Below are 15,410 nucleotides of genomic sequence, written 5' to 3'. Positions count from 1 at the left end.
TACATCAGTGTTAGTTGGTAATAAAATTTAATACTGGTTTCCTATGCCATTTCGAACCGAAGTAGGTTGAGAGTTCCCTGTCGATTTCTGAAAGAAATCTATTCTTCCTTTGCTAGGAGTGTAAAAGTTTTTACCATGTAAAAAACTTATCTGAACTTATATATTTAGATTTTAAATTAGTTTAGAAAATAAAAAAACACGGGTACGGAACCCGTGTTCTTCTTAATTGCCCAAATTGCCGTAGGTGTTAGGATAAAAACCCGCTTGGTAGCAGGTGGGTATCCTGTCTAATACATTAGGAGTCCCAACAATGTTGGGCATTCAACACCGTATTAGAACACCAGATTCCCTTATCAGAAATGTTCGGATTCAACAACTAATCACCTTACGCACAATCTAGGGAAACTAAGAGAGAGTGTATATTCGTTACAATCGCTAAATAGGAAATTCAGAATATACGTGTTCAAGAAGAGCAATAATAATAGATTATCTCACATATATAATTATCAGACGTACAGTGACTTGATGTTGCATACCTTAATCCGACGTATAGGTATCATATCGGCAACAAATACTCACTGCAAATTTACTTCTCTTCTTGACAGTACTAGTATGAGCAGATTGCGTAATTTTAATCGTTATTACAATAAAAAAATTAAAAAGTTCTATTCATTTTAGACGCTCTTCATAGCATTTTGGACATAATAAAGGTATAATCAGTTTATAACTTTTAAATAGAAAGAGTAAGGAGCTTCAAAGATATGTTACATCAATTTTCTAGAAATGAATTAGTCTATGGACCAGAAGGAACAGAAATCTTAAAGAATAGTACAGTTGCTATTTTAGGTATTGGAGGTGTTGGGTCATTCGCTGCTGAAGCATTAGCACGTACGGGCGTTGGAACATTAATTTTAATTGATAAAGATGTCGTTGATATTACGAATGTTAATCGTCAAATTCATGCGACATTAAAAACAGTTGGTCGTTCTAAGGTAGAAGTTATGGCAGAGCGTATTGCAGAGATTAATCCAAATTGTAATGTTATTCAAATGCATATGTTCTATAATGAAGAAACTGCTCCAAGATTATTCGAACATCAGATTGATTTTGTTGTTGATGCTTCAGATACGATTACATTTAAAATTCATTTAATTAAACAATGTCTACGTCGTAAAATTAAATTTATTTCATCAATGGGGGCAGCCAATAAACTAGATCCTACAAAATTTGAGATTGCAGACATTCACCAAACGTCTTATGATCCAGTAGCGAAGGTAATTCGTACAAAGCTGAAGAAAGAAAAAGTGAGTGGAAAAGTTCCAGTTATCTATTCAACAGAAAGTCCAATCATTGGACGAGAAGATACGTTAAAGGTTGTTGGAAAAGAAGATAGTGAAGTTCGTAAACAGCAACTACCACCCGCTTCAAATGCTTTTGTTCCAAGTGTGGCCGGATTAATTGCAGCAAGTTATGTGGTTCGTGAATTAACGAAGTCAATTCCAATTCGTCGTAAAGGGCACTAATAAGTATGAAGGAATGTGAGAAAATATGAAACAAATTGTTTTAGCTGGAGGATGCTTCTGGGGAGTTGAAGCATACTTTAAACGTATCAAAGGGATTATTAAAACAAAAGTTGGGTATACGGATGGTCTAACGGCAGATCCAACCTATAAAGAAGTTTGCACAGGAAAAACGCATCATGTTGAGGCTTGTGAGATTTTTTATGATGAAACGATCATTTCATTAGAACGAATTTTAGAACATTTATTTTGCATCATCGACCCGACCTCTTTAAATAAACAAGGTGGAGATATAGGAACACAGTATCGGACGGGTGTATATTATGAAGATGAGGCAGACGCAGAAGTGATTCGATTATTTATTAATCAAGAACAATTGAAGTATGAAGATGAAATTGTTGTTGAAGTTAAAAAGCAGACAGCTTTTTATGATGCAGAGGAATATCATCAAGATTATTTAACTAAAAATCCAACAGGTTATTGTCATGTCAATTTATATCGAATTCCAGAAGAAGATTTAAAAGAAGAGTATCGATCAAAATAAAAAAGATTAGCTATGAGCTAATCTTTTTAAATTAAAGTTATTTCATTTAACAAAAAATCAAGTTCTCATGTTAGAATAGAATTATTTCAAAAGAGGGAGTGAGTCCATTCGAAAATGAAGCGAATTAAAGAAGTGATTAAACAAAAGGCAAAGGAGTATCATGCTAGACGAATTTATGGAGAACGTCAAGTCAAACATTTTTTATTAGTGACGTTTGTCTTAATTCAGTTGGGATTATTCGTTGAATTTGGATATTATTCAACGATTGGTCATTTAGGACAAAGCATAGCATTTGAAATTTTCAAGGTTCATGTTATCAAATTAGGATTGATTTTAGGCTACGCTTACTTGATTGATCTATTAGTTTCATTTATTGTTGGGACGAATCCACACACAGTGAAAGAAGGAATATTTTTTCCTTTGAAGCGTCCAACATTTTTATTTAGCACGTTATTAATTTTGATGTTTTCATTAGATGCCCCTATTTCTGTTTTTTGTATGGCAATTATGGTCATGACTATTTTTTCACAAAATACAAAAAAGGGTCACACGTTTTATCATCTTCATCCTGCATTAATTGGTTATTTTATTGGAGTACTTGGAATTAAAATGACTAATTATAATTTAGGATTAACTGAACTTCCCCCGATGCTATCAGCCCCCTATATGGTAGTAACAAATGCGCTTCATCCATTGTCCTTCGATGGTTTTATTTCAGAATATTACTCGTTACAAACAGTAATCTTTGGAATCTTTGAGGGCAGTCTATGCTTTACACTCATTATTCCTTTATTACTAAGTGCCTTATTTTTAGTGAAGCGTCAAGTCATTGATTATAAAGTATCGTTTCTTTATTTAGGTGTTTACGGATTAGTAAGTATTTTGCTAGGTGTTATTTTTCAACAACCGAATTGGTTAACGATTTTGTTCTTATTAAATGGTTCGGTGTTAATAACAGGAATTTTCATTTTACCAGATATTGTTGTTTTAGATAGACATTTAATGTTTAAATATGCTTATATTATTATTTGTGGCATTTTCTCAGCCTTATTAAGTTACTTTATTCATTTTATCTTTGCGCCATATTTAGTGGTTATGCTGGTGCAACTTGTCACATTGGGGTTTGATTTTATCAAAAAAGTTATTTATCGAAAACAACTTTTAATTGCATAGTGGGTCCTAATCTTTGTTAGGACTTTTTTTATATCTAAAATAAGCATAATCATATTCTACACACTTATAATATAAAGACAATAGTAGCAATTAGTTGAGATAATGAGGTGTTAGAGATGGATGAATTTTTTAATAAACATAGTCGGATGATTCGTTATTTGCTTTATGCCATTGCCTGTTTAGTCAGTTTAGTGATCATATTTTTATTTATTCAAACATCACCCGTTTGGGGAAGGATTTGGAGTGAAATTTGGGGAAGTTTATTTCCATTTTTTGTTGCATTTTTACTGGCTTATATTATTCATCCGCTTATTTTGTGGATTGATCGAATTCGTTTACCCCGAGTAATTTCGGTGTTTTTATTTTATGTCGTTGTATTTGGAAGTTTATATGGAATTATTTCGTGGTTTTTACCAACCATTATTAGAGAAATTCATGATTTGATTTTAAATTTACCCATTTATTTAACAGCTATTCAAAATCAATTACTAATCTTTGATGAACGAATGGGTTTAAATTTAAGTGAGATATTTTTTAGTGAATATAATACGTGGGTCAGTACGTTAACAGAGCATATTCGTGAAGTGACTGGTTTTACTTTTAACTTAATTTTTTCAATTGTCGGGTCATTAATGTTTATTGTTATTGTTCCAATTGCGTTGTTTTATTTTTTGAAAGATTATGAAAAAATTTTGAATGGGTTATTAAAGTTAGTTCCGAAACGATATCGATCACATGTTGCTTCTTTGTCTAGCTTATTAGATGATTCGTTAGGTTCTTATATTCGTGGGCTAGCACTTATTATGGTTTGTGTCTCATTAATTGCGACCATTTTATTAATGTTTGCTGGAATTGATTATGCTTTACTTTTCGGATTTTTAATTGGTTTAACTGATTTTATTCCTTTTATTGGACCCTTTATTGGTGCCATTCCTGTGATTATTTTTGCGCTCTCTATTTCCTGGAATAAGGTTATTCTTGTCATTATTATTCTTGCTATTTTACAAGCAGTTGAAGGAAATTTTCTACAGCCATTTATTATTGGACGTAATTTAGATATTCATCCTTTGTTTATTATGATTTTAATGATGCTTTCAGGAAGTTTTTTTGGTCTAAAGGGAGTATTTTTTGCGATTCCAGTCTTTTTAGTGATTCGTACGGTTACTCGATATATTCATAATTTAAAAAGTTAATAAAATAAAAGAGAGGATAATGAAGGATGTAAGGGTTATTTTTTATAAGTAAGTGATACGTAAAAAACGACATAAAACTTTCAAAAAGTACAATTATCTCTTGAAAAAATGTTTTAAAATAAATAGGTTTTTGGTAGAATTAATAACGAGTTGTTATATAGTCCCAATAATTGTTTAAATTTTTATGTTGAGTTAAAAGGATTAACTAAAAATGAAAAGGCTATTTTTTTGTTTTTCGCTATAACCTTTAAGACTTCAGCTATAATAATAAAGACTTATATAGCGGTATTTTATAGTCATTAGGAGGCTCCATATGAAAGCAAGTAAGTATATCGATCATACAGTTTTAAAACCAGAAACGACAAAAGCACAAATCTTAACATTATGTCAAGAAGCCAAAGAACATGATTTCGCTTCAGTTTGTGTTAATCCAACTTGGGTTTCTTTATGTGCAGATGAATTACAAGGAACAGATGTAAAAGTTTGTACAGTAATCGGATTCCCTTTAGGAGCAACAATGAAAGAAGTTAAAGCATTTGAAACAAAATGTGCAATTGAAGCCGGTGCAACTGAAATTGATATGGTTATCAATGTAGGTGCTGCTAAAGATGGTAATTGGGAATTAGTATATGAAGATATTAAAGCAGTTGTTGATGCTGCTAATGGAACATTAGTTAAAGTAATCATTGAAACTTGCTTGTTAACAGATGAAGAAAAAGTCAAAGCTTGTGAAATGTCTGTTAAAGCTGGAGCTCACTTTGTTAAAACATCAACAGGATTCTCTACAGGTGGAGCAACAGTTGAAGATGTTCGCTTAATGCGTCAAACTGTTGGTGAAACAGTAGGTGTTAAAGCATCAGGTGGAGTTCGTACATCTGAAGATATGAAAGCGATGCTTGAAGCTGGAGCTAACCGTATCGGAACTTCAGGCGGAGTTGCTTTAGTACAAGGAAAAGAAAACACAACAGCATACTAAAATATCATTAATTAGAGGAGTGAAGTTTATGGCAATTCCAACACCACACATTGGATGTTCTGAACAAGGTGTTATCGCAGAAACAGTTTTATTACCAGGAGATCCATTACGTGCGAAATTTATCGCGGACACATTTTTAGAAGATGTTGTTCAATTTAATACAGTACGTAATATGTTCGGATATACTGGAACATATAAAGGGAAAAAAATCTCTGTTATGGGTTCAGGAATGGGGATTCCCTCAATCGGAATTTATTCTTATGAATTAATCCACTTCTACGGAGTGAAAAACTTAATTCGTATTGGATCTTGTGGATCAATTCGCGAAGATGTTAAAATCCGTGACGTTATTATTGGAATGGGTGCTTGTACAAACTCAAATTACGCTGCACAATATGAATTACCAGGAACATACGCACCAATTGCTTCTTGGGATCTATTAAATAAAGCAGTGAATGTTGCGAATGAAAAAGGAATTGAAGTTAAAGTAGGTAACATTTTATCTTCAGATACATTCTATGATGCTCAAAAGGATTCATGGAAAAAATGGTCTGCAATGGGAGTTATGGGAATTGAAATGGAAGCTGCTGCTTTATACATGAATGCAGCTTACGCTGGAGTTAATGCCTTATGTATCTTAACGGTTTCAGATTCATTAGTAACACATGAAGTAACATCTGCAGAAGAGCGTCAAAATACATTTACTCAAATGATGGAGATTGCATTAGAATTAGCATAATTTTTATTTCAAAAGAACAACCAGTTTTGGCTGTTCTTTTTTTATCGTCAATGAATAGCAAGGATTGATGATTTCGCATGAATCTATCGTTAAAATGTGTATAAAATTATAGTTCTAACTGATATTAAATAAAGTAATGGTGGATTAAAAAGGATGTGAAGGAGTTTGTTTAAAAAGATCATAAGAATTTATTTTATGATTTGTGCCCTTTTACTAGGGGCATGTCAGACTAATACGTCATCAACAACGTTAGCTTTATTAGATAAAGTAACTTTTACATTTGAAGCCAAAAAATCAATCATCATCAATCATTCCAATCAAAATCCGTCATCTTCAAATCACATAATGGATGGGACTTTTTTAAAGCCTGAAAAGCCAAGTGATCAAAATGAAGAGACTGATCATAAAATAGTTGAAGAAACGACTCCTAAAAAACCACCTATACCTGATAAAAATGAAGCAACAGATGATGTGATAGGATTTTATGATACTACAATTGAACAAGAGGTGATTGAGTTAGTCAATGATTTACGCCTTCAACTTGGGCTTAAGGCAGTTGAACAGTCTGAGTCATTAACAACAACTGCCCGTTTAAAATCGAAGGATATGGCTAAGTATAATTACTTTAGTCATGAAGGACATTTAACATTCGCCAGTCTGGTAGAAACCTATCAAATATCCTGTCAGATTAGTGGTGAAAATATTTTCAAATCTCAAAGTCCATTACTAGTTGCCTCGGAAATTTTTGAAGCTTGGAAGCAATCACCAACTCATTATGCTAATATGACGAATGAACAGTTTACAAAAATGGGTATTGGGGTTTATGGAATTGAACAAGAGGGTGTACGAACATATTATGTCACCCAACATTTAACGGATTAAACGAAAAAATATGGAATTTTTTTGATTTAATCCTTAAAATAACCTATAATGAAGGTGCACAAAAAAAGATAGTAAATAGAAAATAGGTGGTGACTTTATGGAAGTTCGTCAATTTGATGATTTAGGTTATTCCTTAACAACAATTAAAACGGATAAATTTAAGACAAATTTAATTTCAGTTTCATTTCAATCTGAAATTAATCGTGAAACAGTAACGAAACGTTCTTTACTTCCTTATGTTTTACGTTCAGCAACAGAAAAATATCCGTCTAAAAAAGAAATTAACACGTATTTAGAATCTTTATATGGAGCCTCTTTATCGACAACAGTTGAAAAACGTGGGCAAACCCATAATATTAAGTTCTATCTTTCATTAGCGAATGAAAAGTTCTTAGGAAATCGTGAACCGTTGCTTGAAGAAGGGGTTGAGCTTTTAAAAGACGTGATTTTAAAACCATTAGTGATTGATGGTGGTTTTAAAGAACAAGTGGTTGAAATAGAAAAGCGTTTATTAAAAGAATACATTGAATCGATTTATGATGATAAAGTATCATACGCCTTACAAAAGCTTGTTGAAAATATGTGTGAAGGTGAAACTTTCAGTATTAATTCAATTGGTTATGTGGATGATTTAGAACAAATTAATGGTCAAACATTAATGGAAACATATGAACAGATGTTAAATGAAAATCAAGTGAATATTACAGTGGTCGGAGATATTGATCATGATAAAGTTTATGAAATCTTTAAAAATCACTTCGATTTTGCGCACCGTTCAGTAAATTTACAAGTCGTTGATCATCAAGATAAAGAAATCGAAGAAGTGAAGGTCGTTAAAGAAGAACAAGATATTTCACAAGGGAAATTAAACATCGGATATCGTACCCATACCCGTATTGGTGATGAAGATTATTTACCATTACTTGTATTCAATGGTATGTTCGGAGGATACGCACACTCTAAACTCTTTATGAATGTTCGTGAAAAAGCATCATTATGTTATTACTGCGCATCTCGCTTAGATAACTATAAAGGTGTGATGTATGTTTACTCTGGAATTGAGTCTCAAAACTATGAAAAAGCCCTTAAAATTATTGATGAGCAACTAAAAGATATGGTGGCAGGTAATTTTACAGATAAAGAAATTGATTTAGCTAAGAAGTCATTAATTAATTCAAAATTAGAATCAATGGATCAAGCTTCAGGAATGATGGCGCATGAAGCTTTAAATAAATTATTACCAACTCCATTAACAGTAGAAGAATGGGTAAACCAAGTGAATTTAGTGACAGCTGAACAAATTGTTTCAGTTGCTAAAAAGATTAAAGAAGATACAATCTTCTTCTTAACAGGGAAAGAGGTGACTGAGTAATGGAGTTTAAAGAATTCCCTCAACTACAAGAAAAGTTATATTATGAACAATTAGAGAATGGTTTAGAAGTATACATGTTACCTAAACGAGGTTTCAATAAGTCATTTGCAACCTTTACAACAAAGTATGGATCAATTGATAATCATTTCGTTCCAATTGGGCAAAGTGAGATGAAATTAGTTCCTGATGGAATTGCGCACTTTTTAGAGCACAAAATGTTTGAAAAAGAAGATTATGACGTGTTTGAAAAATTCTCTGCACATAGTGCCTCATCTAATGCTTTCACATCGTTTACAAGAACATGCTATTTATTCTCTTGTACGAGTGACTTAAAAGAAAACTTAACAACATTAATTGATTTTGTACAATCTCCTTATTTCACAGAACAAACCGTGGAAAAAGAAAAAGGGATTATTGCGCAGGAAATTAAGATGTATGATGATAATCCAGATTTCCGTGCTTACTACGAAATTATTGGAAATCTATTTAAAGAACATCCAGTAAAAATTGATATTGCTGGAACAGTCGAATCGATTCAACCGATTACAGCAGAATTATTATACGAATGTTATAATACGTTTTATCATCCATCAAATATGTTATTATTTGTGATTGGAGATTTCGATGTTGAAGAGATGATGGCATTAGTCCGTGAAAATCAAGCGAAAAAAGATTATAAAAAAGAAGAGCCAATTCCACGTGAATATCCAAAAGAAGAGCCTCAAGCTGTTCGTCCGGAAAGTACGTTAGAAATGGAAGTTGGAACAGCAAAAGTTTTTGTTGGAGTTAAAGATGCAAGTGCGGATCAAGATGGTAAAGATTTGCTTAAAAAGGAAGTGGCCTTAGACATTATTTTTGATTTAATATTTGGTAGCTCATCAACGTACTATGAAGAGATGTTAGATAAAGGCTATATTAATGATACGTTCTCATATGAAACAAATTGTGAATTATCATTTGGCTTCTCAATTGTTGGTGGAGATACACGTTATCCTGATGAGTTAGCACACAGTATTAAAGAAAAATTATTAACAATTCCAACGATGACATTTGATGAAACTGAATTCACACGTATTAAGAATAAAAAGGTTGGACGTTTCTTATCAGCATTAAACTCGGTTGAATTTATTGCAAACCAATTTACTCAGTATGCATTTAATGGAGTTCAATTATTCTCAATTCTAGATATTTTAGATGAATTAAGAATTGAAGATTTACAACAATTAGCAAAAGATTACTTTGTTGAAGATCGTATGAGTATCTTTAAACTTTTACCTAAACAAGCATAAAGAAAAGCTCCCTTTTGGGGAGCTTTTCTTTATAGCTATAATGAAGAAAATAAAAAAGGAGAACTGGTGGGGGGCACCAGTTCTCCGAGAGGGGAATAGTATAAGGTTGCATTGGTACTTAGCGAAAAAAGTTTGCTAAGTTCATAACCCAATACGTTTGTTTGATGAGGGGATGTAAAAAATTAAAAATGGAATGAAAAACAATAATGAAAGGAATGTATTGCATGAACGGGGGGGGTGTTCATGAATACATTTGAAATTATATCAAAATTCGACAAAATAATGTGTCCTTTCTGTGTTCAGTTATGAAAACTTACATGAACACGTTTTCTTTTGAAAAAAGAAAAAATATAAAAGGAAGTTATAAAAGATGAGCGTATATATAGATAAGTGCGCACAAATAAAGAAGTTAAAGGAGATTATTGATATGTTAAATAATGTTGTGTTAGTTGGGCGTGTTGTACGCCAACCTGAATTGATTCAAACTCAAGAAGGGAAAAAAGTTTCGACTGTTACACTGGCCGTAACGCGTTCCTTTAAAAATGCAGCCAGTGGTGAATATGACACTGACTTCATCAATATTACGTTATGGGAAGGGATTGCTAAGAGCGTCGTTGAATATTGTGGTAAAGGTGCTATCATCGGTGTTAAAGGACGTTTGGTTCATAAAACATATGAAATTCCTAATCATAAATCATTACGTGCAGTAGAGGTGGTTGCAGAAAAAGTATCATTTATCCAGACTCGAACTGGTGATCAAAGAAGCGAATTAGAGAATCAGGAAGTACAAATTGAAGAAATAGCTATGTAAATTAAATGAAGCTAAAAAAGTCGTTACTAATGTAGTAGCGGCTTTTTTTATAAAAGTAAGTTAGTTTGAAAAACATAAAAAGAAGTTATTTAAAACGGCTTGAACTTCAAAGCATTATCTGTCAAAATATTAAGATAGAGTTTAATGAAAAGCGGTGACATGATGATTATTACAACAGCATTTGATGAAACAGAAGAATTGATTATAAAGGCGAAAGAGTTGTCTGAATCTTTGCAAGTTCCATATATGGCACGAAATAAAAAAACCGTTAAATATCTACTTGAGCATGTCGATCCTCATATTTTTGTTGTGAATAACCAACGTGGACTAAGTTATTATGAACAGGGACAAGAGGAAGTCTTCTTTCATCCGAATATGGCGATGCATCGAATTAAGCAAATTAAGAATGGGCAATCGGATAGTTTAATGACGGCTTGTCAGCTTAAAGAAGGAATGACTTTTTTAGATTGCACGTTGGGATTAGCTTCTGATACATTAGTTGCAAATTATATTGTTGGACCTACTGGGAAAGTGATCTCACTTGAGAAAAGCTTCCCTCTATCTGTTTTAGTAAGGGAAGGATTACAGTATTATGCCACTAATGAAAAGCTGGAGTGGAAAGCAATAATTGATCAAGTATCCATTATTAATACTGATAATTTGGATTATTTAAAACAATGTCCAGATGAGTCAGTGGATGTTGTTTACTTTGATTTTATGTTTAATCAATCAGTAGAAAGTTCACATGGTATTAAAATAATTAAGCCAATTGTATCATATGATGTGATGACGGAAGAACATGTTCAAGAGGCATTAAGGGTAGCTAAAGAGCGTGTCGTTGTTAAATCGAGTTATGGGAATCATCAGCTAGGGAAGCTTGGTTTTCAAATAGATCGTCAAAATCAAAAACGTCATTTCTTCTATGGAGTTATTGAAAAATCTTACAAATAGGTTCATTAAGTGTGCATCGTTTATACTGTTCGGAACGTAGAAGTCAATAAGATTGAATGAGTGAGGAAAGAACATTATGATTTCATTGATTGTTGCCTTTGACCGTCATCAATTGATTGGGTCAAAAAATCGATTGCCTTGGCATTATAAAGAAGACCTTGCTTATTTTAAGCAAACAACGATGGGGCATGATATCCTGATGGGACGTCAAACGTTTGAATCCATTTTATCGTATCAAAATAAGCCGTTACCAAATCGACATCATTATGTTTTAACAACTACAACGAACTATGATTATGAAGAGGTAACGGTACTTGCGAATTGGAAAACGATAATACAGAATTATCCAAAAGAAAAAGAGTTATTTATCATTGGGGGACGTTCGGTTTATGAACAGATATTACCTTATGCTGATCGCTTATATATCACACATATTGATCAAGTATTTGAAGGAGATACCTATTTTCCAACGATTGATTGGAACGAATGGGTGTGTATGAAAGAGTACTTAAGTGGTGAATTACGATTTGCTGTTTATGAAAGGATGAGTTAAGTTGTTAAAATTTTTATGGATTGTATTAGGAATTTTATTAGTTATTATTGTGTTAGCTATTATTGTTGTTTTATGTGTGAACGCTCGTGTTCAACAATTAAAAGATGAAAAATATTCTGCACAGGAGCGTTTTTCATTTATTAGTTGGGTTGTTTCATGGGCGATTCCAGTACTATTTAATGTAAAAGTGAATGCTAAAGGATTAGAAAAGTTAGACCAAGTTAAGCATGGAGTTATTTATGCAAATCACCAAAGTAATATAGATATTGTCGCAATGTTAAAAGCGATTAAAAAACCACATGGCTATGTCGCGAAAAAAGAGTTAGATAATATTTTCTTATTAAGTGATTCAATGCGTTTAATTCAATGTCAATTCATGGATCGTACAGATGTTAGACAATCAGTTAGAGTCATTTCTGCAGCGGCGAAAAGTGTTAGGGAAGGACATTTAATGGTTATTTTCCCTGAAGGGACACGTATGGTTCAGGCTGAAGTTGGTAGTTTTAAAGCAGGAAGTTTTAAATTAGCTCAAAAAGCAAAGGCGGATATTGTGCCAGTAACCATTTATAATAGTTATGAAGTATCTAAACGTTGGCCACGTCGTACAGTAATTAATATGGAAATTCATGATCCAATTCCATACGAAGCATATGAATCATTGTCGACGAATGAAATTTGTGAACAAGTTGAATTAATTATTAAAGAGCCAATGAAGGCATAAAAAAAAGACTGTTTTGATTTTCAAAACAGTCTTTTTTTTGTCAGAAAAATACATAAATAGGTATAAAAAAATGTTTTATTCAAAAAATATAAATATCTTTTATGATGGAGGATATAAAAATCGTGGAACCTCGACAAGAGAAGGAGTCATTGCAAGCAGTGGTTAAAATAGAAGAATGGCTTTTTCTTATCTTACTTGGAATGATTCCAGTCATCAATTTAATTGCCTTTCTTTACTTGAGCTTTAGTCGAAAGATTAATGTTAACAAGCGTAATTTTGCAAGAGCTGTCTTAATTTACTTAATCATTATCTTAATCTTAGTGATTTTGACAACTATTTTGTTATAAAAAGGAGTCATCGACATGAAAAAAAATCGTTCTGTTCAAAGTAATCAGGATTATCCGAGTGCTTTTTCTCACGCTTGGCAAAATGAGATAAATCGCTGCATGTTTGGAAATTTATTAACTCCATTTGAATATGGAAATGAATTTGGGTCAGAATTGATATTTAATGATTTATCTATGACATCAGATGAAGAAAAAAAGAATAGTAAAAAATAAAACTGTGAAGGAAATACCTTTACAGTTTTTGTTCCTTAAGACGAAGTAAAACGCTTACTGAAGTTGAGATAAGAAGTGATAATCGCTCGATTATCACTTCTAAATGGAAGATATGTTCGTTTATCGATAAAGACTTACTACATTTGTGGCGTAAGATTTTGGCTTACGATGTTGATTGATGAATAAATCTTTAACAATGGTTGACTGATAGACGATTCTCACATGATTTCCAAGACATTTAATATTATGTTGGTTGAAGTAGTCAATAATTCGTGATTCAAGGGTCATATTTGAAATTTGAGAGAAGATATTTTTCATCGTATCTAAATCAATTTGTTGATCATAAAGAAAAAGATAGATGACTGTTTCTTTATTTTCGCATAAAATTTTGTGTTGTCGAAACATGTTTTCACCTCAGTTTGTTAAGGTTATATTTCTATTTTTCCACGAGCCAGTCTAAGTATTCAATAAAACAAATTTTTTAGCATATATTTTATTGAAGCAGTTTCAAGAGGAATAACTTTAGGGTATAATTTAAGGGGATTTTATTCTGTGTAAAGAAATAGGTGATAATAATGAGAATGGTAGATTTAATTTCTAAGAAGAGACATAATATTGAGTTAACAACCGCTGAAATTGAATGGATTATTAATGGATATACAAACAAAGAGATTCCGGATTATCAGATGTCAGCTTTATTAATGGCTATTGTTTTTAATGATATGACGAAAGCAGAACGTTTAGCATTAACTCAAGCAATGGTTAATAGTGGAGATGTTGTTGATTTATCGGCTATTGAAGGAGTTAAAGTCGATAAACATTCAACAGGAGGTGTTGGAGATAAAACGTCTTTAATCTTAGGTCCTCTTGTTGCATCAATGGGGGTACCTGTTGCGAAAATGAGTGGTCGTGGTTTAGGTCATACTGGTGGAACACTTGATAAACTTGAATCAATCTCAGGAATGAAAATTGAAATTGAGATGGATCAGTTTATTCAGCAAGTGAATGATATTAAGTTAGCGATTATTGGTCAAACAGGAAATTTAGCCCCAGCTGATAAATATTTATATGCTCTTCGTGATGTAACCGGAACTGTTGAGTCAATTCCTTTAATTGCCTCTTCAATTATGAGTAAGAAAATTGCAGCGGGTGCAGATGCGATTGTCTTAGATGTTAAGTTTGGAGCAGGGGCCTTCATGAAAACATTAGATGATGCAAAAGAATTAGCCACTGCAATGGTTGAAATTGGACGTGATGCGGGTCGTGAAACAGTTGCCTTTTTAACAGATATGAATCAACCATTAGGATTTGCCATTGGAAATGCCCTTGAAGTCAAAGAGGCGATTGAGACATTAAGTGGAAATGGTCCTAAAGACTTAGAAGAGCTTGTTTTACAATTAGCGAGTCACATGGTTGTGTTAGCCAAAAAAGCTGCTAATACTGAGCAAGCTTATGCGCAACTAAAAGAAAAATTACAAAATGGTGAAGCTTTACAAAAGTTTAAAGAGTTTGTTGCGGCACAAGGTGGAGATACTTCTCAAATTGAAAATCCTGAATTATTACCAACGGCGTCTTCTGTTATCCCAGTTACTGCAACAGAAGCTGGATATGTTGAGAAGATTGACGCATTGTCAATTGGAATTGCTGCTATGAAATTAGGAGCAGGTCGTGCGACAAAAGAAGATACCATTGATATGGGTGTTGGTGTAGTATTAAATAAAAAAGTTGGGGAAGCCATCAATCAAGGTGATGTCTTAGCTTATGTTCATACAAACCAAGCAGATTCCCAAGAAGCTATTGAATACATTAAAAAAGCTTATGAGATTTCTTCATCTCCAGTTTGCTCACCTACTTTAATTTATGATATTATTGCCTAGGTTAATCTAATTTTAGTTTGACAAAATAGGTGTGTTTATTTTTGTTTTTTTCATCTAGTTTTAAAGGAGTCGAAAGCTTATCGACTCCTTTTTATATTTAATTCAGTTATTCAACGGACTTGAACAAATTGGGTGAGTGTCCCTCGTTTTTCTATTTTATCCGCTAATCTCTTCATAAGTTGCAAAACAAAAATTAGCGGACTTCCTAGAGACACTGCATATTTTAATTCTTCTTTTCATACATGTGTA

General features: G+C 32.6%; 17 protein-coding genes and 1 other RNA gene. 16 read left to right on the top strand and 2 right to left on the bottom strand.

Translation table 11 applies throughout. The annotated features are described in order from the left end of the window. Positions 1 to 223 precede the first annotated feature (223 nt). Positions 224 to 406, bottom strand: a non-coding RNA gene (gene ssrS / locus AT726_RS01835) — 6S RNA. Positions 407 to 761: 355 nt separating this feature from the next. Between ssrS and AT726_RS01830 the strand changes: the two genes are divergently transcribed. From AT726_RS01830 to AT726_RS01760, 15 genes are all read left to right on the top strand, one after another. Next, positions 762 to 1,523, top strand: a complete 762-nt coding sequence (locus AT726_RS01830; protein ID WP_055274763.1) for a tRNA threonylcarbamoyladenosine dehydratase — start codon at positions 762 to 764, stop codon at positions 1,521 to 1,523. A gap of 25 nt (positions 1,524 to 1,548) precedes the next feature. Next, a complete protein-coding gene (gene msrA, locus AT726_RS01825) occupies positions 1,549 to 2,064 on the top strand; it encodes a peptide-methionine (S)-S-oxide reductase MsrA (protein ID WP_055274764.1) in 516 nt (171 codons plus the stop codon). 114 nt (positions 2,065 to 2,178) lie between these two features. Continuing rightward, positions 2,179 to 3,237 (top strand): RnfABCDGE type electron transport complex subunit D, encoded by a 1,059-nt coding sequence (locus AT726_RS01820; protein ID WP_055241995.1) that lies wholly within the window; start codon positions 2,179 to 2,181, stop codon positions 3,235 to 3,237. Between the two features lie 116 nt (positions 3,238 to 3,353). Further along, positions 3,354 to 4,430, top strand: coding sequence for an AI-2E family transporter (locus AT726_RS01815; protein ID WP_068758902.1), 1,077 nt, complete (start codon positions 3,354 to 3,356; stop codon positions 4,428 to 4,430). A 313-nt stretch (positions 4,431 to 4,743) separates the two neighbouring features. After that, positions 4,744 to 5,406: a deoxyribose-phosphate aldolase gene (deoC, locus tag AT726_RS01810; protein WP_055241998.1), complete on the top strand. Its 663-nt coding sequence runs from the start codon at positions 4,744 to 4,746 to the stop codon at positions 5,404 to 5,406. Positions 5,407 to 5,434: 28 nt separating this feature from the next. Beyond that, positions 5,435 to 6,145 carry a purine-nucleoside phosphorylase gene (gene deoD / locus AT726_RS01805; RefSeq protein WP_055242000.1) on the top strand — a complete coding sequence of 237 codons (711 nt, stop codon included), beginning with the start codon at positions 5,435 to 5,437 and terminating at the stop codon, positions 6,143 to 6,145. A 165-nt stretch (positions 6,146 to 6,310) separates the two neighbouring features. Continuing rightward, on the top strand, positions 6,311 to 7,027 hold the full coding sequence (locus tag AT726_RS01800) for a CAP domain-containing protein (RefSeq protein WP_144436941.1): 717 nt from the start codon (positions 6,311 to 6,313) through the stop codon (positions 7,025 to 7,027). 97 nt (positions 7,028 to 7,124) lie between these two features. Beyond that, positions 7,125 to 8,399 (top strand): EF-P 5-aminopentanol modification-associated protein YfmF, encoded by a 1,275-nt coding sequence (gene yfmF, locus AT726_RS01795; protein ID WP_055242006.1) that lies wholly within the window; start codon positions 7,125 to 7,127, stop codon positions 8,397 to 8,399. Continuing rightward, complete coding sequence (gene yfmH, locus AT726_RS01790; protein ID WP_068758901.1) at positions 8,399 to 9,688, top strand: EF-P 5-aminopentanol modification-associated protein YfmH; 1,290 nt, start codon at positions 8,399 to 8,401, stop codon at positions 9,686 to 9,688. The genes yfmF and yfmH overlap by 1 nt, the downstream gene beginning before the upstream one ends. Positions 9,689 to 10,115: 427 nt before the next feature. Then, complete coding sequence (locus AT726_RS01785) at positions 10,116 to 10,499, top strand: single-stranded DNA-binding protein (RefSeq protein WP_055274769.1); 384 nt, start codon at positions 10,116 to 10,118, stop codon at positions 10,497 to 10,499. Between the two features lie 162 nt (positions 10,500 to 10,661). Next, positions 10,662 to 11,450 (top strand): class I SAM-dependent methyltransferase, encoded by a 789-nt coding sequence (locus tag AT726_RS01780; protein WP_055305466.1) that lies wholly within the window; start codon positions 10,662 to 10,664, stop codon positions 11,448 to 11,450. Between the two features lie 76 nt (positions 11,451 to 11,526). Then, a complete protein-coding gene (locus tag AT726_RS01775) occupies positions 11,527 to 12,003 on the top strand; it encodes a dihydrofolate reductase (protein ID WP_055242010.1) in 477 nt (158 codons plus the stop codon). Position 12,004: 1 nt separating this feature from the next. Next, entirely contained in the window at positions 12,005 to 12,724 is a 720-nt protein-coding gene (locus AT726_RS01770) for a lysophospholipid acyltransferase family protein (protein ID WP_068758900.1), read from the top strand. Positions 12,725 to 12,846: 122 nt separating this feature from the next. Then, positions 12,847 to 13,071, top strand: coding sequence for a hypothetical protein (locus AT726_RS01765; protein WP_055242015.1), 225 nt, complete (start codon positions 12,847 to 12,849; stop codon positions 13,069 to 13,071). Positions 13,072 to 13,086: 15 nt separating this feature from the next. Further along, positions 13,087 to 13,284 carry a hypothetical protein gene (locus tag AT726_RS01760; protein WP_055242016.1) on the top strand — a complete coding sequence of 66 codons (198 nt, stop codon included), beginning with the start codon at positions 13,087 to 13,089 and terminating at the stop codon, positions 13,282 to 13,284. Positions 13,285 to 13,404: 120 nt separating this feature from the next. On the opposite strand, the gene AT726_RS01755 is transcribed toward AT726_RS01760, so the two are convergent. Then, positions 13,405 to 13,689, bottom strand: a complete 285-nt coding sequence (locus AT726_RS01755) for a hypothetical protein (protein ID WP_068758899.1) — start codon at positions 13,687 to 13,689, stop codon at positions 13,405 to 13,407. Positions 13,690 to 13,859: 170 nt separating this feature from the next. On the opposite strand from AT726_RS01755, the gene AT726_RS01750 reads away from it, so the two are divergent. Continuing rightward, positions 13,860 to 15,161, top strand: coding sequence for a pyrimidine-nucleoside phosphorylase (locus AT726_RS01750; RefSeq protein WP_144436939.1), 1,302 nt, complete (start codon positions 13,860 to 13,862; stop codon positions 15,159 to 15,161). Positions 15,162 to 15,410: the final 249 nt, after the last annotated feature.

The organism is Turicibacter sp. H121 (genome assembly GCF_001543345.1).
In the GTDB taxonomy this organism is placed as follows: domain Bacteria; phylum Bacillota_I; class Bacilli_A; order MOL361; family Turicibacteraceae; genus Turicibacter; species Turicibacter bilis.
The sequence above is the reverse complement of the archived record's forward strand: the minus strand, read 5'-3'. Positions and strand labels throughout refer to the sequence as shown.